23 protein-coding genes are annotated in these 22,815 nt (G+C 46.0%); 8 read left to right on the top strand and 15 right to left on the bottom strand.

Annotated elements, in window-relative coordinates:
- Nucleotide 1: 1 nt before the first annotated feature.
- Nucleotides 2-979 carry an NUDIX domain-containing protein gene (locus AC0L6N_RS18955; protein WP_473476842.1) on the bottom strand — a complete coding sequence of 326 codons (978 nt, stop codon included), beginning with the start codon at nucleotides 977-979 and terminating at the stop codon, nucleotides 2-4.
- Nucleotides 980-1,274: 295 nt separating this feature from the next.
- Between AC0L6N_RS18955 and AC0L6N_RS18950 the strand changes: the two genes are divergently transcribed.
- A complete protein-coding gene (locus tag AC0L6N_RS18950) occupies nucleotides 1,275-1,775 on the top strand; it encodes a hypothetical protein (RefSeq protein WP_473476840.1) in 501 nt (166 codons plus the stop codon).
- 30 nt (nucleotides 1,776-1,805) lie between these two features.
- Here AC0L6N_RS18950 and AC0L6N_RS18945 read toward each other — a convergent pair whose 3' ends face one another.
- Together AC0L6N_RS18945 and AC0L6N_RS18940 are read right to left on the bottom strand one after the other, a co-directional pair.
- The gene (locus AC0L6N_RS18945) at nucleotides 1,806-3,023 is read right to left on the bottom strand and encodes a HupE/UreJ family protein (protein WP_473476837.1); all 1,218 of its coding nucleotides are present in this window, start codon (nucleotides 3,021-3,023) and stop codon (nucleotides 1,806-1,808) included.
- The gene (locus AC0L6N_RS18940; protein ID WP_473476835.1) at nucleotides 3,023-4,972 is read right to left on the bottom strand and encodes an adenine deaminase; all 1,950 of its coding nucleotides are present in this window, start codon (nucleotides 4,970-4,972) and stop codon (nucleotides 3,023-3,025) included. The genes AC0L6N_RS18945 and AC0L6N_RS18940 overlap by 1 nt, the downstream gene beginning before the upstream one ends.
- A 627-nt stretch (nucleotides 4,973-5,599) precedes the next feature.
- On the opposite strand from AC0L6N_RS18940, the gene AC0L6N_RS18935 reads away from it, so the two are divergent.
- Complete coding sequence (locus AC0L6N_RS18935) at nucleotides 5,600-6,016, top strand: MAPEG family protein (protein ID WP_473476832.1); 417 nt, start codon at nucleotides 5,600-5,602, stop codon at nucleotides 6,014-6,016.
- A 79-nt stretch (nucleotides 6,017-6,095) separates the two neighbouring features.
- On the opposite strand, the gene AC0L6N_RS18930 is transcribed toward AC0L6N_RS18935, so the two are convergent.
- Nucleotides 6,096-6,428 (bottom strand): GGDEF domain-containing protein, encoded by a 333-nt coding sequence (locus AC0L6N_RS18930; RefSeq protein WP_473476830.1) that lies wholly within the window; start codon nucleotides 6,426-6,428, stop codon nucleotides 6,096-6,098.
- A 50-nt stretch (nucleotides 6,429-6,478) separates the two neighbouring features.
- Between AC0L6N_RS18930 and AC0L6N_RS18925 the strand changes: the two genes are divergently transcribed.
- From AC0L6N_RS18925 to AC0L6N_RS18915, 3 genes are read left to right on the top strand one after another with little or no spacing between them, the layout of a single operon-like run.
- A complete protein-coding gene (locus AC0L6N_RS18925) occupies nucleotides 6,479-7,615 on the top strand; it encodes a hypothetical protein (RefSeq protein WP_473476828.1) in 1,137 nt (378 codons plus the stop codon).
- The gene (locus tag AC0L6N_RS18920; protein ID WP_473476826.1) at nucleotides 7,612-7,797 is read left to right on the top strand and encodes a hypothetical protein; all 186 of its coding nucleotides are present in this window, start codon (nucleotides 7,612-7,614) and stop codon (nucleotides 7,795-7,797) included. Before AC0L6N_RS18925 ends, AC0L6N_RS18920 begins: the two co-directional genes overlap by 4 nt.
- Before the next feature lie 2 nt (nucleotides 7,798-7,799).
- The gene (locus AC0L6N_RS18915; protein ID WP_473476822.1) at nucleotides 7,800-8,099 is read left to right on the top strand and encodes a hypothetical protein; all 300 of its coding nucleotides are present in this window, start codon (nucleotides 7,800-7,802) and stop codon (nucleotides 8,097-8,099) included.
- Nucleotides 8,100-8,350: 251 nt separating this feature from the next.
- On the opposite strand, the gene AC0L6N_RS18910 is transcribed toward AC0L6N_RS18915, so the two are convergent.
- The 6 genes from AC0L6N_RS18910 to AC0L6N_RS18885 form a co-directional block, all read right to left on the bottom strand.
- Nucleotides 8,351-8,794, bottom strand: a complete 444-nt coding sequence (locus tag AC0L6N_RS18910) for a ferritin-like domain-containing protein (protein WP_011576785.1) — start codon at nucleotides 8,792-8,794, stop codon at nucleotides 8,351-8,353.
- Between the two features lie 448 nt (nucleotides 8,795-9,242).
- The gene (locus AC0L6N_RS18905) at nucleotides 9,243-10,292 is read right to left on the bottom strand and encodes a mechanosensitive ion channel family protein (RefSeq protein ID WP_473476818.1); all 1,050 of its coding nucleotides are present in this window, start codon (nucleotides 10,290-10,292) and stop codon (nucleotides 9,243-9,245) included.
- A gap of 99 nt (nucleotides 10,293-10,391) precedes the next feature.
- Complete coding sequence (locus AC0L6N_RS18900) at nucleotides 10,392-10,937, bottom strand: CC0125/CC1285 family lipoprotein (RefSeq protein ID WP_473476816.1); 546 nt, start codon at nucleotides 10,935-10,937, stop codon at nucleotides 10,392-10,394.
- Nucleotides 10,938-11,334: 397 nt separating this feature from the next.
- On the bottom strand, nucleotides 11,335-12,957 hold the full coding sequence (locus AC0L6N_RS18895; RefSeq protein ID WP_473476814.1) for a diacylglycerol kinase family protein: 1,623 nt from the start codon (nucleotides 12,955-12,957) through the stop codon (nucleotides 11,335-11,337).
- Between the two features lie 243 nt (nucleotides 12,958-13,200).
- The gene (locus AC0L6N_RS18890; RefSeq protein ID WP_473476812.1) at nucleotides 13,201-13,731 is read right to left on the bottom strand and encodes a peroxiredoxin-like family protein; all 531 of its coding nucleotides are present in this window, start codon (nucleotides 13,729-13,731) and stop codon (nucleotides 13,201-13,203) included.
- A gap of 79 nt (nucleotides 13,732-13,810) precedes the next feature.
- Entirely contained in the window at nucleotides 13,811-14,251 is a 441-nt protein-coding gene (locus AC0L6N_RS18885) for a hemerythrin domain-containing protein (RefSeq protein WP_473476810.1), read from the bottom strand.
- Nucleotides 14,252-14,632: 381 nt separating this feature from the next.
- On the opposite strand from AC0L6N_RS18885, the gene AC0L6N_RS18880 reads away from it, so the two are divergent.
- Nucleotides 14,633-15,028 (top strand): DUF2177 family protein, encoded by a 396-nt coding sequence (locus tag AC0L6N_RS18880; RefSeq protein ID WP_473476808.1) that lies wholly within the window; start codon nucleotides 14,633-14,635, stop codon nucleotides 15,026-15,028.
- Between the two features lie 87 nt (nucleotides 15,029-15,115).
- Here the strand turns inward: AC0L6N_RS18880 and AC0L6N_RS18875 are convergent, their stop codons facing one another.
- The 3 genes from AC0L6N_RS18875 to AC0L6N_RS18865 all read right to left on the bottom strand — a co-directional run bounded on the left by AC0L6N_RS18875 (nucleotide 15,116) and on the right by AC0L6N_RS18865 (nucleotide 17,258).
- A complete protein-coding gene (locus tag AC0L6N_RS18875; protein WP_473476805.1) occupies nucleotides 15,116-16,039 on the bottom strand; it encodes a formate/nitrite transporter family protein in 924 nt (307 codons plus the stop codon).
- A gap of 13 nt (nucleotides 16,040-16,052) precedes the next feature.
- Nucleotides 16,053-16,625, bottom strand: a complete 573-nt coding sequence (locus tag AC0L6N_RS18870; RefSeq protein WP_011576777.1) for a YqaA family protein — start codon at nucleotides 16,623-16,625, stop codon at nucleotides 16,053-16,055.
- A 375-nt stretch (nucleotides 16,626-17,000) separates the two neighbouring features.
- A complete protein-coding gene (locus tag AC0L6N_RS18865; RefSeq protein WP_473476801.1) occupies nucleotides 17,001-17,258 on the bottom strand; it encodes a hypothetical protein in 258 nt (85 codons plus the stop codon).
- 157 nt (nucleotides 17,259-17,415) lie between these two features.
- On the opposite strand from AC0L6N_RS18865, the gene rarD reads away from it, so the two are divergent.
- Nucleotides 17,416-18,336 (top strand): EamA family transporter RarD, encoded by a 921-nt coding sequence (rarD, locus tag AC0L6N_RS18860; protein WP_473476798.1) that lies wholly within the window; start codon nucleotides 17,416-17,418, stop codon nucleotides 18,334-18,336.
- A 19-nt stretch (nucleotides 18,337-18,355) separates the two neighbouring features.
- Here the strand turns inward: rarD and AC0L6N_RS18855 are convergent, their stop codons facing one another.
- Nucleotides 18,356-19,612 carry a GGDEF domain-containing response regulator gene (locus AC0L6N_RS18855; protein WP_473476796.1) on the bottom strand — a complete coding sequence of 419 codons (1,257 nt, stop codon included), beginning with the start codon at nucleotides 19,610-19,612 and terminating at the stop codon, nucleotides 18,356-18,358.
- 89 nt (nucleotides 19,613-19,701) lie between these two features.
- Nucleotides 19,702-21,876, bottom strand: a complete 2,175-nt coding sequence (gene uvrD / locus AC0L6N_RS18850; RefSeq protein WP_011576773.1) for a DNA helicase II — start codon at nucleotides 21,874-21,876, stop codon at nucleotides 19,702-19,704.
- A gap of 148 nt (nucleotides 21,877-22,024) precedes the next feature.
- On the opposite strand from uvrD, the gene cysE reads away from it, so the two are divergent.
- The gene (gene cysE, locus AC0L6N_RS18845) at nucleotides 22,025-22,804 is read left to right on the top strand and encodes a serine O-acetyltransferase (RefSeq protein WP_011576772.1); all 780 of its coding nucleotides are present in this window, start codon (nucleotides 22,025-22,027) and stop codon (nucleotides 22,802-22,804) included.
- Nucleotides 22,805-22,815: the final 11 nt, after the last annotated feature.

The raw sequence follows: 22,815 nt of genomic DNA, 5'->3' as shown, positions 1-22,815 counted from the left end.
ATCAAGCCTCAACCTTACGACATAAAATATTTACCCAGACTTGAACTGAACTTCGAAGTGGTTTTGTTTCTTCCCAACACTCGATGACCTCAAAACCATCGTGGTTTTCAATTAGAGATACCAAGTTGGAGGTTGTGTAGTTATTAAAGAAGCGCCCTTTAGAATCGGTAGATTCGCTATCTCCGTGTTTGAAGGAGGCATATAGAATTCCGTGGTTCACAAGTGAACGATGAACGTTAGTTAATACATTTGATATTTGGGTTTTGGGGCAGTGCAGCAAACTAGCGCATGCCCATACTCCATCAAATAGGTTATGAAAATCAAGATCTTGAAATAGCTTGACCTGTACCGGTTGGTTTATACGTTTTTCTGCAATTTCCGCTAGGCTAGGACTTCCATCAACAGCCGTTACGATAAAACCTAAATCTATGAAGTTGGCAGAGTCACGCCCTGCTCCACAACCTAAATCCAATATATGCGCGTTTGCAGGAAGTAAATTGAGGAAATTTGAATATAAATTACTTACGTCTATATCTTGGGTTTCATTGGCATAGGGCTGAGCAAATTGCTCGTAATACTCAGTAAGACTAACGATTGATTTGTACGCTTGGACAAGTGGGATATCAGCCTCCGCCCAATCGAGAAAATCTAATTCAACAATTGAAAGCCACTTAATTTGGTCATGATCGTTGAGTTGTATTTGACCACTTACATGCTCTACTTGATAAGCCATAAGGTGAATAGTTTTACTTCCGTAAGAATGATAATTATCGCCTACGTAGTTAACAATACGTGTATCTATTCCGAATTCTTCTTTGAGTTCTCTAACTAAGCAGCTTTCAGGAGTTTCGTTTGGCTCGACTTTTCCCCCCGGGAATTCCCACAGACCAGCCAGATGAAGCCCCGGCTTCCTGCGTGCGGCAAGAACTCTGTTATTTTTAACTATTATTCCGGCAGAAACTTCAATAGTAGATGGCATGAAAAAACCGTTGTCCTTAACTTTAATTTCTTTCCTCCAGGTTAACTTATTTCATTTTTTGTTGCTAATACAATGAGTTCAATAATTTTCACACTTACTAAGTGGATTCAAAAAATGGTTTGCTACTCCACTACGAGAGGAAAGTTGCGCTTAAAATTTACTAATATTCAAACTATTCTAGAGATATACCAATCGTCTCAATTGCATACTTAATTTACCGTGATGAACATTGATGCTGACTCTAATGCTCTGACATAATCGATGCTCTCAATGTTGTTTTACAGGATGTATTTGAGTGAGAATACTAATTTTGATCGCTTTTTTTGTTGCGAGCGCTAGCGTAAATGCAAAATGTGATTACGAGAAAGAGCGAGCCGATTACTGGAATGAGCAACTCAAAGAAAAAGTGACGGAGAGAAGAAGGGAACGACATCGCGAGGCTAAAAACGAATTTTTAGCCTGTTTGCGTGTTGATAAGAGTGACAAGTCAGCTAGCAGTAATGCTAGCTCGAGTTACTTTACTAATAACGGTCAGACTTCAATGTATAAAACATCAAACAACTATCGCCAAAAAAGCTATCCCAAGGCAATGAATGTACAAGTTTCCAATTACGTTAATTTTGAAGGGAAGAAAAAATTGGCGTGGCAGCAATACTTTAAAGAATCACCTCAGTGCTTGTACAACAGCGGCGACATGAAGGTGTTTGTCGCTTGCTCGAAAATTCGCAAGCGAGAACTGAACACATTCAACGCTAGATGGAATGATAAGACAGGCCAATTAAGACCAGTGGAGTAGCTTCATACTTCAATGTATACAAAAACAACCTCAACCCAAAACACGCTGGCATAGAATAATACCTGCGATCAACGCGATTGCTGCGGAGCCGGGTGTGACTATTAGGCGTTGCCAGTTGGGGTGATTGCGCCATCTTGCGACTAATACAAATGCGACGAGTATGATCGCCAGTTGGGCGAGCTCAACACCAATATTGAAGCTGACGAGGGCTAACGCTAAACCTTGTGAGGGGAGCCCGAGTTGGCTTAAGGCTGAGGCGAAACCTAGGCCGTGTATCAAGCCAAACACGATAACGATAATGAGCCGCCACCACGGGCTGGGACGCCAAAATATGTTTTCAACCGCTACCCAAAGTATTGATAAGGCGATGATAGGCTCGATGATACTGGCCGGGATCGCGATAGCGCCAAACGCTGCTAAGCCAAGAGTTACCGTGTGGGCAATGGTAAAGCCGGTGATCCAAATCAGCAGATAACGCACTTGGGTGATCCCCAAAAATAAACCGAGTACGAATAGGGCGTGGTCCCAGCCTTGGGGGATAATATGAATAATGCCTTGCCACACATAATGTAGCCATTCGCTGGCGTTTTCACTTTGCTGGGTGCGTTGTTGTGGTTTTAGATTCTCTGGGTGTAAGGCGAACGTTGGGCTTTGTTGGTCGCGCACCAGCCAGCGGTTTAAGCTTCGGCCGCTTGATGTTTGTTTGATACTGATAGCGATGGGCTCTTCAAAACTAAACTTGCCGGTGAATTTGGCGCGTAGCTGTGCCGCTGAGCCCTTTGGTACGCTGGGTAGGGTTGCGGTAAATACAAACTGGGTCATAGGCCAGCTGAGATCAGACATAAATTCATCTTGTGAAATGTCGCTAGGCAAGTCTATTTGGGTGAGTTGCCAATTCAGCGGTTGGCCTTCGAGGGTGATGTCACTCGCGGAGATTAACTTTTGTGCCAAGGCGTGAATATTAGGTGCGTTTAAGGGCGCTGTGCTGCGGGATAATTGGTAGTAGGCTTCACTGCTGCCGGTTTCTTTGGTTAGATCGACTGTGACATCAAGGGATGCGTTGTGTTCGTCAACTTGGCTTAAGGTGACGCGGGTCATGTTGAGTAAATGCGCCTGCGCCATTGGCGCAACTAAGGCTGCTAACAATAAAAGTGTTATGAGCCCTGTTTGCCAGATGAGCCCTGCTTTCCCGTTTAGCCCTTTTAGCTGGCACAGTGCACTGTTGCTGGGTGTGTGGCGCTGCATCATCACCAAATAACGGGGTGAGTTTCGCCAGTCGTGACGTTCACTAAGCCGCTTGGGTTACCTTCGTAAGGGGCAACGAGCTGCCACTTCCACGGTGCGGCAGTTAAGAATGCAAAGCGCATACGTTCGGGTAGGCCGGGCATGCCAATCCATTCCATGTTGTCGGCTTGTTGTTGTAGGTGCTCCATTTCTGCTGCGACTTCGGTGACTGGTCTTGAGGTCATCAAACCTGCAATGTCTAATTTTACCGTGGCAACGACTTTGCCTTCTTTGACCAGTGCCCAACCTCCGCCAAGTTCGGCGACGGTATTGGCGGCCAGTGCCATGGCTGCGTCGTTATTGCCGACACTCCATATATTGTGTAAGTCGTGAGATTGAGAGCTGGCGAGTGCTGAGTTAGGTGTTTTTGGCCCAGCATTTTGCCAAATCATTTTGGATACTGCGGCGGTGCCATGGTAGCGGTCTACCACGGCGACTTTTATAAGGTTATTGGCGGTATCTGCATCTATTGTACCTTGCGCCGAAACGGGCAGGGTTTTGGTGATGAAATCAGGCTTAAACCAGAAAGGCTGCAACACCGCAGCTTGCACGCTTTCTTTGCCTTGTGGGGCGTGAATGGCGAAGTCTTCTGGGGTTAAGGCGCGGCCTACATTCATGGTTTCGGTTAGCCACTGGGGGTAATCAATGTCAGCGATAGGCAGTTGGTATTCATCCTTGATGCCTGCTAATAGGCCATTGGCATACACTCGCTCAATGGCAACGGTTTCTGGATTGCTCAGTAACACGATATCGGCATAGCGACCGGGGGCGATTGAGCCTACCAAATGGTCAACATTAAAGTGGCGCGCTGTGTTGTAGCTGCCAAGTTGGTAGGCAATTTCGGTGGGTACGCCGCGCTGAATAACGTTGCGAATGTTGTAATCCATCGAGCCTAGCTGCAAGGTGGCGAACACATCTCTATCGTCTGTGGTGACAGAGACATTGCTCCAATCTTGTAGGTTCATTTCGAGCAGTTTGGGGATCAAGGTATCGAATGCGGCGTGTTTCACTTCTAAAAATATACCCCGGCGCAGCTTTTCAATGCCTTCTTCGGCTAGCCTGACTTCATGGTCAGAGGCTAGGCCAGCGGCGGCAAAGGCGCTGATATCAGTTTGCGAGGTTAGGTTCATGCCGTGGCCTTCTACTACGCCGCGGTTATCGTAGGTGGCTTGGATCATCTCCCAAATACGTTGGTGACCACCGTTATCGGCGTTGATAATCGCTGACCAGTCCATGACTTCACCTAAAGCAACCACGCGTAAGTCTTGTTGCATAAAGTCACTCATTTCTTGGTAGCCGTAATAGCCACCGCCTGACTCATACACGGTAGGTGGTGTGGCAGAGCCAATGGCCGGGAATATTTTTAACGGGCTGCCTGCTTGCTCGGCGGCTAGCCAAAAATCGACATTGCGGGTGCCAATGACATTCGATACTTCATGGGAGCCTTCTACTGTCCACGTATTCCCTTGAGGAATGACCAAGGCGGCTTCGTATTCAGGGGTTAAGTAAGAACTTTCAATGTGTTTATGTGACTCGCCAAAGCCAGGTACGGCCCATAGTCCGTTAGCATCATATTGCTCTGTTACTTGGCCTTGCCATGTGCCGGTATCGCCAACCCAAGCGATGCGGCCTTTGGCAATAACAATATCTTGCATGGGTAGCCATTCTTGGGTGAATACGTTTAACAGAGTGGTGTTGCTGATGAGCAAATCTGCTGGCTCGCGCCCTAGTGCTACTTGGGTGAGAAATTGACGAGTTTTAATTTCAGGGCTGAATTCAATATCACTTTGGGTTTTATCTTGTATTTCGTTCGCCGTTTTATTGGTGGGAGTTGAAGGGGAGCACGCGGTGAACAACAAACAGCCTAAGCCGAAGAGGCTCGCGGTAAAAACCAAACGAAGAGTAGGGGTCACGGTTATCTCCTGAAATAAAACGCACTAACAACGGACTGAGGTGGCGAATATGCACCATAGATGCCAGAAGTTGACTATTTGGACAGGTTCCCATAGGGCGGGGGATGCAGCGGGGAAGACTTCGAAACACGGCCGATTAAACAGTCAATAACACCTAACCTGCTCGACTAGGCTAGCGGTAATTGCACTAAATTAAGGCGAAGGATGACGTGTTATCGAACACGGACTGGATTTTCAAAGTGGAATTACAAAGAGAATTACAAAGAGAATTACAAAGACACCCATGACAACGACACTGTACTTTTTGGATTGCATCTGTCCCTCAACTGATAGCTTTTCGTTAATTTGATGAGGTGGTAATTCTTATAAACAACCCTGTGGAATTACAAAGAGAATTACAAAGACACCCATGATAGCGACCCTGTGCTTTTGATTAGTCTCTGGCCTCAAACGGGTGTTTCTCGTTAATTTGATGCGGTGGTAATTCTTATAATCAACCCTGTACTGGTTACACTTTAACCTCGATAAGGGCCTTTTAATAAGCCATATATCAATAACTTAGATTGGGCACTAAGCTTGCAAACACGACTGCTGTCATACTCATAAATCTATAAAGGGAAAGTCACCATGATCGATCTTACCTATTCGTCTTATACGGCGTTTTACTTCTATTTAGTGATGCTACTAGTGCAGTGGGCGGTCGCGACGTTTAGTAAGGCTAAGCAGCCAAATGCGATCCCTGGCAAGATAGATGAAAACTTATCTCACGACAGTTTTGTGTTCAGAGCGCATCGTACTTTCCAAAATACCTTAGAGAACAGCGCCCTGTTTGTCGGCACGGTACTTTTCGCGTTTCTTCTTAATGTGCAAAGCCCGGTATTTGCTATTTGTGTGTGGGTGTATCTAGCCGCTAGGGTGGTGCATATGGCGTTGTACTACGTGATTTCGACAGAGAAAAACCCAAGTCCACGTACTTACTTCTTCGTGATTGGCCTGTTGGCAAATGTGGTGATGTTGGTCTTGTTAGGGTTAAGGCTCATTTAGCGACAGCGCGTTAACGAAGCTCTCACGATAACGCCCGTTATCGTGACATACATGGGCGTAATGACAGTAAGAGCATAGATTAAGCGAGGTGTGAGTGTTCAAGGGCCAGAGGGTAAAAAACTGCTCTTTGTGTTTCACCAGACACTTTATTTCTGCCGGTCTCTTTCGAGTTATAAAGGGCTAGATCGGCTCTTTCTAGTGCCTCCCCCCAAGAGTTATCCGCTTGTGCAGATAAGGTAAAACCTACACTGACTGTTACTTTGATTGTAACGTCATTTGACCTAAACGTTGTTTGTGCAACAGTTCTACGGATACGTTCGGCAATTGTGTGCAGCTCGTGATCGTTTGTGTCACTTACTAGTATTGCGAATTCTTCACCACCTAATCGAAAGCAGTGATCAAAGTCCCTCATTAAACCCTTAGTGACGTTACTTATTTTTACTAATACTTGGCCCGTATTACATGGAAAGCTTTACCCCTAGCATTGCCGAAAGCCGCTACAAGAAGATGTGGCTGGATAGCCAAGACAATATTTCGTTTATTCAGATGGTGACATCGACCGCAGCGACGGCCGCATTTTCACCCGGTGGTAGTATGTTTCAGCTGGGTAAAGACGCGGTGAAATTAGCGGTGATCCCGCCGGTGAGTATTGCGGCAAGCTTGGTGGCGATCTTCTTGTTGTTTATCAAGCTGGGCATGTATTTGTGGACGCGCAGTAAAGTGTATTTCGTGGTAGCCATGGGGCTAGGCGTATTTGCGTTCGGCATGCCTGTGGGTAAATCGGTGATGGGCGAGAATTCGTATCACGGCATGATGGTCGCGTTTGCTAATGAGTTTAGCGATGTGGATACCTTCGATAAAACCTTCACTGTTGGTTTTGGTTATGTACTGGATTTAGAGAATGGTATTTTCAAAACCTATCGAGATTTAGACGTGGTTAATGCCGTAGCAAGCGTGGTGTATCAGAAACGACCACGTGATGAAAACGGCCAACCGATAGCGCTACCAGAGCCAAGCGATTTTTCACTGCGCGCCTACGATAACTTTGCCTATTCCATTTTAGATTTCACCCCTGACATGTTGGGTTTAGGGGAGGTGACTTCGCCGTTTAACAGCAATATCACCGTTTTAAAGCAAGACATGAACGTGGGCGCTTATTTGGGTGTGCGTTTAGAAGATAAAAAAGTGGCAGAAGTACGCATGCCTAACTTTATGCAAGGCACCGACATCGGCCTGCTGGCCGAGCAGCGATTGTTTTATCAGCCGGATTGGCAGGCGTTGGCGCTGGAATATATTTCAAACGTGGACGACCCATCATATTGGTTGCAATTGGCCCAAGGGGATGTAGCAAAAGAAACCTTGATGCAACGCTTAGAGCGCAACATGGCTACATACCTGAACAACACACCAAGCACACTGGCATTGCTAAATAACTTAAATGAGAAAGGCCAGAGTAACTTAATTTTGCTAGAGCTTGAGCGTAGCAAAAAGTACCGCTGTTTTGTGCTGGGCACGGTGACCGCGCAGATGATCAGTAAATCAATTGAAAGCAATCATATTGCCTATGAAGAACTACCGAATTGTAAGGCCAAAATATGAAAAATAAGGTTACGGGTTTCCTAAAAGAATGGATAGCAGACAACTTGATACTGCTGGTATTGATGATAGCGATGTTTGCGGGCATGCAATATTTATATTACCAAGAAAGCCAAGCCCTGGGCAAAACTGCTCAGCAGGTTGAAGTACTTAAATTGAAAATATCATTGACGATGGAACAATAAAAATGACCGAGCCAACCAAAACCCCTTTTATTTCATTCAAGTTCGACGTAATGACATTCATCGCCTTGTGCGGCGCTATGTACTTAGCGTACACGGCTCACAGCGCGAACATGGAAAACACCGCAAAACTCAGCTCATTGTTAAGCAAGTACGAGCAAACACTCGACGCCGCTATCGCGGGTGATGAAGTCACGCTGAAACGCTATCGCAGTAACATCAAAAAGACGCTGGACTCACTGTCGCCCAAAGAGCGCGAACTGATGCTGGCACTGTTAAAGGTGGATGCCCAAAGTAAAGGCTAAGAGACTAAAGGCTAAGACGAAAGCTAACAACGGGGCGAGATAACCGGTTCAGAACGGCGATTAGTTGTGAGGACTTTCGAGTGTGCTTTCGGTTGGGCGGGCGAGTGTGTTTTCGGGGGGACGGTCGCGTGAATTTTCATTTGGATTTTCACATTACTGCAGACCATAAATAGCAGCCATAAAAATACCCCAGCATCGAGGATGCTGGGGTATGTGCATTATTGCTAATTTAAAACAGCAAGGATGATGTTTTAAGCGGTACTTTTCTGTAAAGCGCGCATCTGATCATGGTTACGCTTCATGTCAGTTAATACTTTATTTAGCGCCATGGTACATGCTGCAGGTTGGTCTTCTTTAAGCGCCTCGCGCAGCTCAGCAAGTATTTTGTCTTCCACTTCTTCAAGTTGACTCACGAATGTGTGGTCACTGTTAGAAGTGAGTGAGCTGATGACTTTGGTGTACATATTTCTAATATCTACAGCGACCGCGCTATCGTCTTCGTAATCGCCATTTTCAGCTACGGCGAAGGGCTGCAGGGTAGTAATAGCAGCTTGCTTGTCATTAATCATTTGCTGGAAAACAGTTTTGATACTTTGAGATTCCACTTTCTCTGTGGCGTCTGAATAGAACTCGATGCCGCCGTTTAGTACTTTGATAATAGAGGAAACTTTTTCAACATGATTTGGATTAGACATAGAATACTCCTTTATGAATTAACGTTTTGTGACCACAAAATTAGTTTTGCGTCACCTTGTTACTCTCTATATTTATGTTGCAACGCCCATACCACGTCGCAGTGCTTTTTACGTTAAGGCTAAAATATGTTGAATTTATTTTTTGTTGTTTAAAATCAGTGCTTTATAAGTTATTTTTGAGTGGGTGTTGCGTGCTGTAGTGCGAAGGGTTAATCAATTTTTAGGTATTGTTTTTATACCAAGTAAAGATTGCATTTACGGTTGAATAAAGTACTCGTGTATTTGCTTTTATCGCTTGGGTGTTAACTGCTTAAGTGTTAGCTGCTTAAATTTTAAAGTGTTCGGCGTGCTGAAGCGTGTTTACGCCCCTGAAATGAAAAAGGCACTTTAGCGTTATGCTAACGTGCCTTTAATTGATAGAGAGCCTTTCGTTGTATGTGGCTAGCGCTTAATTTTGCGCGCTTTGCCCGTCACTATCGGATGGAGCATCTGCTTTGGAAGAGGCGTTTTTATCAAAGTTTTGTTGCTTTGAATTTGCCTGCGTACTTTCGCCGTTTTGATTGCCCTCATTACCTTTGTTAGCTGCGTTGCCCTTGGTCATATTCTGCTGACTCGCCAGCATCGAATCGAGTTTTTCACCGCCTTTTGCACCAAAATCCAAAGTACGGATAGGGAAGGGAATAAGGAAGTCGGCTTCTTCTAAGGTTTTCTTGATCAAAATTACCGCTTCGTGACGTGCCACCATAAAACCGGTATCGCCTGGGTAGTCTATCCAAAACCACACCAGCATATTAATACTGCTATCGCCAAAGCTCTCTACGTAAACGGCGGTTTCTTCCTTTTTGATGACGAAGTCACATTCATTGATTTTATCTGTGAGTAATTTTGCCGCTGCCGCGGGGTCGTCGCCATAAGAGATGCCAACCGGGATCTCTAGCCTGCGAACGCCAAGCGTGGAGTAGTTAGTGAGTATATTGCGAAACAAGATTTTGTTAGGGATAACTTCAATTTGACCGAAAAAGGTTTCGACGATGGTGTTGCGCAAATTAATGGCGCGTACGTTGCCAAACACGCCCTCTGCTTGCACTACATCGCCTAATTCAAAGGGTTTTCTGATTCCCATTGCAATACCTGCAATCAGGTTTTCTGTCATATCTTGGAACGCAAAGCCGATGGCTAAGCCCACAATGCCTGCACCGGCTAGAAGTGAGGTTACTGTGCCGGAAAGACCTAAAAACTCCAGCGCAATAAATAAGCCCGTACACATCACAATGGCTTTAAATATCGACGCGAGGAGATCGGCGATTTGCCGTGATTCCAATGCTCGGTGTAAACCTTTCCTAAGCATTTTACTGAGTACTCTGGCGAGTATTGAGAAAACAATGGTGATCACAATAGCGACCACAAAATTAGGTAGGTGTGCGATGGTTTGTTCTAACCAGCTTTGAAGCTTGTCATTTATCAAAGAGGAGAAATCGCCGAGCGCTTTGAATTCCATGAGTTGATCCTAGGGTGGGTTAAAAGAAAAAAGCGAGTACCACAAGGTACTCGCAAAGGGAACGCACTGTGGATGTAAGACAGTGCAGCAGCAGTAATTCTAATGAGCCGGTCGTAGGTTTTGAGCTAACTTCTTGGCGTCAAATACGGTTAATGGTGTTTCAGGCTCGCCTTTGCCCATAGTGATAAGTAGCGACGACATAATGTTTTCTTTCACTTGTTTGGTGGTCACTTCGCCGCCAGCATAGTTTGGTGAAGAAGGCGTGGCACAGCCTAATAAACCGCAGGTGGTTTCACCTTGCATGGGCTTTGTTGTGCTTGGTCCCACGCGGGTGACATCTTTGGTTTCGATGTCAGTATCGCTGTCTACGATGGTGAACCAGCTGTAACCATTTGCGCTGGTGAGCTCAGCGGCGTGAAGTAGGGCGAAATTGGTGGCTTCTTCTTCGTCAGTATTTTTGTTGCCTTTGAAGACGACGCGATATTGATTTTCACTTAACTGAATATGGCTGTAGCCTTCGTCTCCGTTTTGCATCGCTGCCTGATATTGAGTCGGGGTGACTGAACTACAGCCAAATAAGCATAGGCAAATCATGCATAAGGTCAGGGTTGGCTTTAGTAAAATGTAATCAGGCAGTATATTCATAAGGCATACTCTTTAAGGGTTTGGCTGATAAAGTGTCAGCATTCTTAATGTTATATGTATGACTTAATTCAATACTGATGCCAATGTTGCAACCCTTTAAAAATAAGGGGTGTAGGCTATGGTGATATTTATGGGTAGCAACATTTACTGGTTGAAGCGTAAAAAATGCGCACGGTGGGCTTTGCTCTGACAAGGGAAATGGATAAGCCAAAAGGACAAAGGAAAGCGCTGGCTTTCCCTTTTTCACTCTACCGCGAAAGTTTGTGTTTGTACTTGTACTTGTACTCGCGCTTGCACCTGCACCTAACTTAGCGCCCGAGCTGTGGTATAAGAATTAATAGAACGAGAACGTTGCGTTACTAATCCCCCTAACCAAGACTATAACTGGCGGCTGAGGCTAAGGCTCAGGGGCGATAAGCATGGTCAGTGATGCCGGGTTTACCTCGATGAATAATTCATCGTCTTGATAGGTTTCACCGTCAATCACATAGTTAAGCGGGCCGGCGCCCTTGATATGAATTTTTGTGATGCGCTGGTGACGCACGTTTTTCTCTTCTACTGAGTTGAATAAGCCCGGGGCAATTAATTCAGACAAACTGAACATATGATCCCCGAATGTGGCATCACCGGGTAACCAGGTTAAATCCAAGAAGCCATCTCGCACATTCGGTTCGCCGCCACCTTGGGCTAATACCGTGGTAAATGGCGCAGCATTAGCCACCACTAAACTGCACACTGACAGCTGCTGTGTGGGGGCGTCGTCGATGGTCACGTCGAGCTGCAAAGATTCATTCACATTAACGGCTTCCCACAGGGCTCTGATATAAGCCATTTGGCCGCCTTCGTTTTTCTCCTCACGGTCTGCGTTTTCAATCATTTTCTGTTCAAAGCCGACGGCGGTCACCAGCAACGCAAGTTTATCGTTACAGCTAGCGGTATCAATTTTGGTCGCTATGCCATTTTCAATATGTTCACAAGCGACCTCTACCGGCATGACTTTGGTTTTGCTGCCAAATAATGCGTGGGCTAAGGCGTTTGCCGTTCCCATGGGGATAATGGCAAATTGGGTTTGAGTATTCACCACAGCCGATGCGACCTCGGTTAATGTACCGTCGCCGCCACACGCAATCACAGTCGTGGCGCCAGCTTCAATCGCTTGTTGTGCTAGGTCATAGGCGCTAATGTCTGGTGAGGTTTCTACCACTTTTAGCTGCATAGACGCACTGAGTCTTTGTACGATAAATTCACGATTCTCGGGCCATTTACCGGCACCGGATACTGGGTTTGCAATTAACCATGTTGGGGCTTTTGGCGTGAGCACACCTTTATCAAAAATTTTGCAAAGCGCCCTAAGCTGGTGGGAGTTGAGACGCGCGGTTTCACGCACATCTTGAATTTTTTCAATGGCTTGGCGTACGCTTAATGTGCGGTCTTTACTCAGCAAATACGCAGCCATTACTAATACCGAGCGGCCACGACCTAGGGCGCAATGCACAACCACACCGCGTCCCGCGCGACGATGATTCTCAATCCAGTTTACTGCGCTAACTAAATCCTCTTCCGAAGGGCTTTGGTGGTCAAGCACAGGAACATTTAAGTAGGCCAAGTCTTCTGAGGTGGCTGTCCAATCTAGCCCGTCAAATTCGGCGGTAACATCTAAAATAGCTTTGACGTTGAGCTCTTGAAGGTAAGCAACATCGCTTGGAAATAAGCGGCACGCTAAAAATAAATCATCATCTATTTTTTGAATGGCGGGCACTTTATCGTTTTTACGCGCCCAACTGTTGTAAAGCTGAACGCCAAGTAGGAAGGGTATAAATAACCAGCGCACATAAAAGGGAATTGAACCGTCTTGCTTCTTTCTAAAAATGGCCGGCTTTTGTAATAAGTATGCTGCACCCACAGCAAGCAGAGATAGGCTTATCCAAACCAGAGGAACGCTGACAAATAGAGTTGGGCTGAAGTATGCCAAGGCTAGTGCAGCCAGCGCACCTGCTAAATAATACTTAACGATAAACATGATGCTAATCCTCTATATAAATGGCTACGACCGGCTATGTTTGCGCAATGCGCTCTGATTTTCGCAGTGACAAGGCGTAGTGTCGATTCCCCTTACTATTCCCACGCTAGCATAGGCTGTAGGTTAGATGCGCTGTGATACAAAGATGCTACTCGCCTTAAACCCGCACTTTGCTACGTTGAAAGCAAAGTGGGTTAAAGGAAAGTAGCATAGGTCGTTATTGGCACATAAACATGGCCTAATTTAGAACGATTTAGTCCCTCGGATGGGGTAGTCGTTCTTGCGCGTGTAGCCTAAACCCGAGACCAACATATTCAGGTCTGGGCGCACAAATGGGCTGTTAGCAATCTCTAATACTTGTACTTTGTTGTCGCTGTTAACGACAAATAAGCCAGGCTCAGGGAAATCGTGATCGGTTTCGGCTTCAGAAGTCGGCTGTGATAGGTACAACCCAAGTGCGCTCATGTGCTCTTTGGTTAAACCTGCATATACGGGGAATTCGACCGATACATCGTCAAGCTTGGTGTTAAGTTGCTCAACCGAATCAGCGGACACGGCCACGATATCAACTTTAATGTCTTGAAATTGAGAGCGCATTTCTTGCAGTTGGGTGAGGTACTTACTGCAAATTGGGCAGTGCACTCCGCGATAAACCACAACCATAGTCCAATGCTCAGCGTCTGTTGGACTGACTAAGCTTTGGGTATTGCCTTTCGTGTCTAGTACCTGAATTTCAGGGAAAGTAACGCCTGGGGTGAGTTTTTCAGAATTCATTGTCGTCCTCCTTAAGGATTGGTTAATGAGATTGGATGAGCAGCTGTGCATTGCGCTCCATCGCAATGCGGATGTCTACCTAGACAGATTGCTGTTCGCGCATTTCTTCGCGGTAACTGTTGGCCAAACGACTCTTTTGCGTTTCATTCAGTACTTTGCCGGCCATTTGGAAGAACTGCTGCTCTTCATCATCCAAATGGTGCAATACCAAATGCTGAAGACTTTTCATGTGCGCCAACCATGCTGAGGTGCTCATGTCTGTGTCTTCAAGTTTCTCAATGAGCTCATCAATTTCATGGTGCTCAGCGATGGCATGACGAGACTGATCCGCCATGTCGTCTGATTCCATCAGGGGCGCGTAAAAATAACGCTCTTCGGCTAAGGCGTGACTCTCTAGTGCCTCTTTTAGCGCTTTAAATGCATGAATACGTTCGTCGCTTTTACCTGACGTGTTAAGTAGTTTGTCCATTAAGTCGCGTTGAACGTCATGATCTTTACGCAATGCTTCGAAAATTTTCATTATCTTATTCCTTTTAATTTTGCTTTGTTGTTCGTTTACTTAATGTTCTTCCTTGCGAGCTTTGTACCAACAGGATTAACTTTGTAATTAATTGAAAATCATAAGATTTATCTGGGAGACTCGTATTTTAATAAAGCTTAACGTGGTAAAAGTTACACGTTAGCAGTAGTTATTTCTGTGTCTTTGGTGTGCGTTGCTGGCGCGCTTTTATGTCGCAATGAATCGATTCTGGGCGTATTTCGTAATAGCTGTAAGTGGTAGTTGCTAGCGGTTTATGCGCACTGCAGAGCGTGACAGTGGCAACACACGGAAGGCTTTGTAAGAGCACCAATCAAAGAGCGAATAGCGCGTGTCAATAATTGTGGTCAATGAGGAGGAAATATGAAACAAGCGGTTAAGGCGTACATAGGTTCGTTACTGGGTTTTTTGTTATTAGATGCGATATGGCTAGGCTTGGTGGCTAAAAATAGCTACATACAGGCGATGCAAGGGCTTATGCGAGAAGATGTGCACGTTTGGCCTTGGGTAGTGTTTTATAGCCTGTACTGCATGGCCATCGTGTATTTGGTTGTTTTACCACGCAAAGAGAATGGCCATGGACGTCATGTACTTGCGGCTGGTGCGGTACTCGGTGCAGCGGCTTATGGTGCGTATAATATGACGAATTACGCTTTATTAGCCGGCTGGCCTTTGGGCATCAGCTTGCAGGATTGGGCTTGGGGCACAGTGGTAACTAGCTTAAGCAGTTATTGTGGCTGGCGCTTAGCACGTCGCTGAGTCTAACCAAGGGTGAGTGAAAAATAGTGAGTGTTACGTAGTGGCGGCAGAGTCACCGCGACAGTGAATACTGTCGCGGTTCAGAGGTTATTTATTCAGCTTACGTATGTGGCTGTAGTTCAGTAATGCAACGAATACCGAGCCGCCAATCGCATTGCCTAACAATACAACAGAGAGCGCTTTTAGCATCTCAAGCAACGACAATTGATCAGACGTGAAATAGCCCACGAGTAGCTCTACTGAGCCAGCGATAGAGTGATGTAAGCCACCTAGCCCGATGATGAAAGTCACAATATAAATACACAATATTTGGCTGGTGGTGGAATGCGTTGACAGTATTGTCCACGCGCCTAAGGCCATTAACCAACCAGCAAGGGTGGCGCTGGTTAGCAGTGTAAGGGGGGAATAGGACAAAATATGCTCAGCGATAATGAAGTAGCCTTCGCTGGCGTGAATCACTTCGTCGCTCACGGCGAGTAAGCCTGCGCTTATTACACCGCCCAACATGTTCCCCGCGATAACAATCCCCCATAAGCGGAACATACGAACAATTTTGATGCGCCTGTCCAATATTGGGTAGAAAGCTGTCGCTGTGTGTTCTGTAAAAAGCTGAGTACGGCTCAAAATACACATTACGAAACCCAGCGGATACACCAAGGCGACCAAAACACGGTTAAACCCGGTAGAGAGATCGCCCACTATGGTGGTCATCACACCTACTGCCAATACGGTGAAACAAATAATCATGCCAGCGGCCAGTGCAGACATAAATAGTGACATGGCGGGCCGAGCTAATTGCTCAACGCCTTCATCGATGGCTTTTTCAAGTATGTCGTCTGGGTGGCGGAACGTTTCATCGACACGCTTCACTATGACGGAAGCATATTCCTGGCTTTCACGAGTACGCTCTTTGGTTCGCTCTTTAGCGCTTTCGTTAAACAAGAGGTCTCCTGAGGTGGAAACGATGCGGGCTTCGTGATCGTGCTCGCCGTGCTCTAAGTCATCTGACATGTGTTTTTCCTTGCTAGTGTTTTATCCACCAAATAACGGCGACCAATATGGTTAAGCCAATGGCTGTGGGGAGCTTATATTTTTTAAACAACGCCTCAGCGTGGTTACCCGTTAGCTTCACTAACAAGGCTAATCCGAAATAGCGTAGCGACCGTGCAATTAAAGTGGCTAACAGAAACATGCCGATGGGATATTTCACTGCGCCAGCGGCTAGCATCGCAATCTGAAATGGCACGGGAATGATACCGATGGACAATACGTACCAAAAGCCCTGCTGTTGCATCTGCGCTTTTACGTTCTCTAATTGCTGAGGATCAGAAAACCAACTGGCAATTTGTTCAGCGAATTGGTCGAAAAGGAAATACCCAACACCGTAGCCAATAACCGCCCCGAAGATGCAACCTACAGTGGCAAGCGTTGCCAACAACCAAATTTTCTCACGCTTGGCCTGCATCAATGGAATGAGCACGGCTTCTAGCGGGATCGGCACGATAATAGATTCTAAAAATGAAGCCATGACTAACACTGCATACATGTTTTTAGATTCAATGAACTGTTTTGTTTTGCTTTTGAAGTAAGCGACCATTTGCGTCCTGTCTTACACCTTGAGGTTGAGTGGATCCACGTGGGGAAATGAAACAAGTAGACCTACTTTGCAGGATGTATACCAAAGGACGGCGCGGCATGAGTGAGCGACGGGCGCATTAGCCAAGTCTTGCAGCGAATATTGCGTTAAGCCTTATAGCATAAGGTGTGTCACGCCAAGAAAGTGCATGAGATTGTGCGCATTTACTCGTAAATGGAATGCAACTACGCTGGCTTAAACAGCAAAAATTTACCCACTATGAGCTGATTTAGGCGGATTTTTTGCAATATTTACTTACCTTCGCCTTAAGCCACAGCCGATGGCCATCGCCGATAGCGAGAACCGTCAGAGCAGAGCCGTAACTTTAACGTGAGGTTACTCTGATGTGGGTTTTGAGGCGTGCTGCTTTGCGAACTGGCGTAGGGTTAACATACCGGAAATAGACGAGACAAAGTAAGGCACGATAAACGTTAAGATTAAATTCCCCCACTGAATGGGTGCTTGACCAAATATGCCATCATACTGGTTGATCACATTTAATATTGCGCCAACGATTAATGCCGTGAAAACGGAGCGCTTTACCAAAGTAGGGTTAAAAAGTTGATTTAATAGCCCAATATTTCTGTTTATCACTTGCGTTACCTTATGGATTTTGTTGATAAAACAAGACCGGAATTGGTATGAATTATTTCAGTGTATACAAAAAATCGTAGGCAAGCCTAACAGCGCCCGTTGCTTTTACAGGGCAGTTAATTCACACTCCTGCGCTTGATAGATAAAGGGGCTTGAAATGAATGATAAAGCGGTGAAATCGGGCGTCTTATTTGCGATAGCGGCATATACCATGTGGGGAATTGCCCCAATGTATTTCAAGTTGCTAGGCCAAGTGCCAGCGATGGAAATATTGATGCATCGCATTATCTGGTCGGTGATTGTACTCACGTTGCTTGTAGTCGTTACCGGCAAAGTGGACAAAGTCAAGCAGGCGATCCTTAACCCCAAGGTGATGCAGGTCCTCTTAATTTCAGGGGTATTACTGGCCGCCAACTGGTTTATCTTTATCTGGGCGATTAACAATAACCACCTGCTTGATGCCAGTTTAGGCTATTACATCAACCCATTGCTGAACGTGTTTCTTGGTCGCTTGTTTTTGGGCGAACGTTTGCGCCGTTTGCAAAAAGTCGCGGTTGGGTTGGCGCTCTCAGGTGTGGTGTATTTTATCATCGGTTACGGCCAGTTACCTTGGGTGGCTCTTGCACTCGCTGGCACATTTGGTATCTATGGTTTATTGCGCAAACAGGTCGCGGTGGATTCATTGCCAGGCTTGCTTATTGAAAGTGTATTTTTACTGCTTCCTGCGATTGCATATTGGATTTGGTTCGCTGGCGAATACAGCAACATGGTGACCAATGACATGGCACTTAACATTACCCTGATTTGCGCCGGTATCGTGACCACAGCGCCTTTATTATGTTTTACCGCAGCGGCTAAACGCATCATGTTTTCGACATTAGGCTTTTTTCAATATATTGGCCCAAGTTTGATGTTTGTATTGGCGGCGGTGGTCTACGATGAGCCGTTAGATGACAATAAAATCGTGATGTTTGCTTTCGTATGGCTGGCTCTGGGTTTGTTTAGTTATGATTCACTGCGCCAGTATCGTAAGGTCAGAAAAGCGTTAAAGCAGTCTAACACCAATGCCAATGAATGATTAACCACTTAGCGGAAAGTTAAACCACTTCTTCTACAGGGTCGTGTACCACTTGGTTGCGACCGCCAGCCTTGGCTTGGTAGAGGTATTCATCCGCTTTTCGCAGCATACTATTAACCCCACCTGTAGCGATGGCTGTTAGCCCAATACTCACAGTGCAGTGAAACGTTTTGCCTTCAAATTTGAAGGTGAGCTGGGCTAATGCCTCACGAAACGATTCGAAGAGTTGTACAGCGCTGGGCAGATCAACATTTGGTAAAAACACACAAAACTCTTCGCCGCCAAAGCGTGCAGGAATGTGCGGCGCAAATGTTGATGAAACCAGTTTGGCGATTTCTCGTAAGGTGTAGTCGCCGCAATCATGGCCATAGGTATCGTTCACTGATTTGAATAGGTCGATGTCAATCAGTGCTAAAGTTTGGCATTTCGGTACGAGCTGGGTCGCCGCTGCGGCCCGTTCGAAGAAGTGTCGCCGATTCGGTAAGCCAGTAAGAAAATCAGAATTGGCAGCCCTACGTATCAGTTCAATGTTTTCGGTATATTCGATGTTTTGCATGATCCGGCATAAGAATTCTTCTTGGCCATAGGGCTGGGCAAGATAATCGTTGGCTCCGCTTTTAATAAACCGAGCTGAAACCCCGGTGTCACTGTGATCTGACAAGCCTATTACCGCGATATCGTCTTTTGAGGCGCGCTTACGAATTTCATTGAGCAGTGCAATGCCGGTCATGTCAGGCAATTTATTAGCAACAATCACTAACTTTATATGGCTGTAGCGAGTGAGCGCCTCGAGACCTTGTTGTCCGGTGGTGGCCTCATGAGTCATAAAGTTGTGGCGTTGTAACAGCGAAATGCTGCGCTGACGGCTGACTCTTGCGTTATCGACAACTAATACACCTTCACTCTTATTCTTGTGCAAACGGCTGAGCAACACGCTTAAATACTCATAGACCTGCTCGTTTTCTTTCAGAATGTAGTCAATGACGTTTTTATTCAAGATACCGGCTCTGGTTTCTGGATCTAAGAATTCGGTGGTTACTATGGTCGGTAAAAATGAGGCTAGGGTGAAGTCAATCGCTTGACCGATAGGGGCGTCTGGCAGGCGATAATCAACGATGGCACATAAAAAATCTTCAGGTGCTGAGTGCGAGAATATATGTTGCGCCGCAGTCAGGCTAGTCGCTTTAACTGGGGTTAACTGTGCTTTGAGTATCAAGCTGGCAATGACGTCTACGCTTTGTTCGTTATCGTCAATTATCAAGACTTTTGGGCGCATAAAGCCATTTTACCTTTCCGCTGATACTAAGGAGCACTTAAATGTATCGCTACCTTATAGCACCTCGCAGAAAGGGTAAACTTAAGGCGTTAAATTTTATCTAGTTTTGCAAATGACAGCACTAACCATTTACTGCCAACATTATCAAAATTCACCTGCACTCTGGCGTGCTCGCCACTGCCTTCGTAGTTAAGCACAGTGCCTTCCCCGAATTTACGATGAGTCACTCGCTCCCCGAGTTTAAAGCCCGTAGAGTCAAACGCGGTATGACTTGCTGAAGACTGAAAGCGACTTTGCATTGGGCGTGACACTGTCGCTTTGGTGCGCAGACGAACTTCTTCAATAAATTCTGTGGGTATTTCTTTGATAAAGCGAGATGGCGTATGGTATTTGTCTTGACCATAAACACGACGACTTTCAGCGTAGGTGAGATAGAGTTTTTGCATTGCGCGAGTCATGCCCACGTAGCATAGGCGGCGCTCTTCCTCTATTTTGCCGGGTTCGTCATTGCTCATTTGGCTTGGGAACATGCCCTCTTCCACACCCACTAACAATACCATAGGGAATTCTAGCCCTTTGGCTGTGTGTATGGTCATCATCTGCACGGCATCTTGATGCTTATCGGCCTGGGCGTCACCAGCTTCAAGCGAAGCATGGGCAAGAAACGCTGACATGGGGCTCATGTTTTCGGCTTCTTCTGGGGGCGCGAATTGCTTACACGCGGTAACGAGTTCTTCTAAGTTCTCAATACGTGCTTGGGCTTTTTCGCCTTTCTCTGCTTTGTACATGGCGTACAAACCAGAATTTTTGATGACGTGATCAGCGTGTTGCTCTAAGGGTAAATCCGTGGTGTCTTTTTGCAGCTTTAAGACTAAATCTACAAAGGCTTGTAACGCATTGGCTGCACGGCCTGACAAGCGTTTTTCACGCAGTAGCTGTAAGCTCGCTTGCCACATAGACAAGTCATGCTCTTTGGCTTGCTCACGCACCTGGGACAAGGTTTTATCGCCAATGCCACGCGTTGGGGTATTCACGACGCGCTCAAATGCGGCATCGTCAATTTGTTGGTTGATAATACGCAGATAACCTAAAGCATCACGGATTTCCTGACGCTCGAAGAATCGCAAGCCACCGTATATACGATAGGCCACAGACTCTTGCAATAACGCTTCTTCGAGTACGCGTGATTGGGCGTTGTTGCGATACAAAATAGCGCAATCGCTGAGGGCATAACCTTGAGTCTGCCAGTCTTTTATGCGCGATACCGCAAAGCGTGCTTCATCTAACTCGTTAAAGCCGGCATACAAAGAAATAGGTTCGCCGTCTACACCGTCGGTCCATAACTCTTTGCCTAAACGGCCTTGGTTATTATCGATGACGGCATTGGCCGCTTTTAAGATATTGCCCGTGGAGCGATAGTTCTGCTCTAAGCGTATGGTTTTTGCTTGAGGGTAATCACGCAAGAAGTGTTGAATATTCTGCACATTTGCCCCGCGCCAACCGTAAATTGATTGGTCGTCATCGCCAACAATAATCATATTGTTGGTAGGCGCGGCTAATAGGCGCAGCCAAGCGTATTGGATGTTGTTAGTGTCTTGAAACTCGTCCACAAGCACTGCGCGAAAGCGGGTTTGATAATGTTTAAGTAGCTCAGGATTTTCTACCCACAGTTGATGGGCGCGTAGTAATAACTCGGCGAAATCTACCAGGCCAGCCCGTTCACAGGTTTGCTGGTAAACCTGATAAATTTCACATAACTTTTTCTGATTATAGTCACCGTGAGTATCTATGTGCTCAGGTCTTAAGCCTTCGTCTTTATTGCCATTGATGTACCACTGAACGTGTTTCGGCGCCCATTGCTTTTCATCTAGGTTCATACTCTTGATGACACGGCGCACTAGGCGATATTGGTCGTCTGAATCGAGTATTTGGAAGTTTTCGGGTAACTTAGCTTCAGCGTAATGGGTGCGCAATAGTCTGTGAGCGATACCGTGAAAGGTGCCTATCCACATATTGCTTAGTGCACTGCCTTGCAACTCTTCGATACGCCCGCGCATTTCGCGAGCGGCCTTGTTGGTAAAAGTAACGGCGAGAATACCCCAAGGGGCAATGCCTTCTACTTCCATTAACCAGGCAATGCGATGCACCAACACTCGGGTCTTACCGCTGCCAGCGCCGGCCAGAATAAGCATGTCAGCAGCAGGCGAGGCAACTGCATCACGTTGTTTATCATTGAGTTGTTCTAAGAGTCGAGATACATCCATGGGGGAAAAAATGCTGTAGAATTATGAACGCATTATAACAGTTATACTGTGTTTTTATACAATTAATGAATTTGTTCTTAGTCATTATTAGGCTTTAAAATAACAACTGATTACACTGCCGACTGATGCAGACATAAGGTAGATACTCGTGGACAATAATTTTTGGCAAACGCTTCGTAATGAAGCACAGGTGATGACTGAAAAAGAACCCTTGCTTGCCACTTATGTAGATGAATGCATTTTAAAGCAAGATGACTTCGCAGGTGCGCTGAGCTTTATTTTGTCCAATAAGTTATCTGACAAAGTGATGTCGGCTAAGGCTTTACGCACCATGCTTGACCAAGCTTATCGCGACCAGCCCTTGTTAGTAGAGGCGACTGTGTTTGATATTGAAGCAACCTTTGAGCGCGACCCTGCGGTGAAATCGTATTTAACCGTGCTGCTTTACTTTAAAGGGTTTCATGCCATTCAGGTGCATCGTTTTGCGCATATGTTGTGGTTAATGGGCCGCCATGAATTGGCGTTATTTATTCAAAGTCGCAGCTCTGAAGTGTTGTCAGTGGATATTCATCCTGCGGCATATATAGGCCAAGGCGTGATGTTTGATCATGCTACAGGTATCGTTGTCGGTGAAACGGCGGTGATTGAAGATAACGTATCGATTATGCAATCTGTGACCCTTGGCGGTACAGGGAATGAAGTTGGCGACAGGCATCCTAAAGTGCGCCATGGGGTGATGATAGGCGCGGGTGCCAAAATATTAGGTAATATTGAAATTGGCCCAGGTGCTAAGGTCGGCGCTGGTAGTGTGGTATTAGCGGATGTGCCATCACACGTTACGGTTGCAGGTGTGCCAGCTAAAATTGTGGGCAAGCCAAGTTGCCAAAATCCCTGTCAAACTATGCGCCAGAACGTTTTAGAAGATTAGTTTAGCGAAAA

Source organism: Paraglaciecola sp. G1-13 (genome assembly GCF_055809255.1).
Note: the sequence above shows the minus strand (reverse complement) of the source record. Positions and strands in the feature narration are given on the sequence as shown.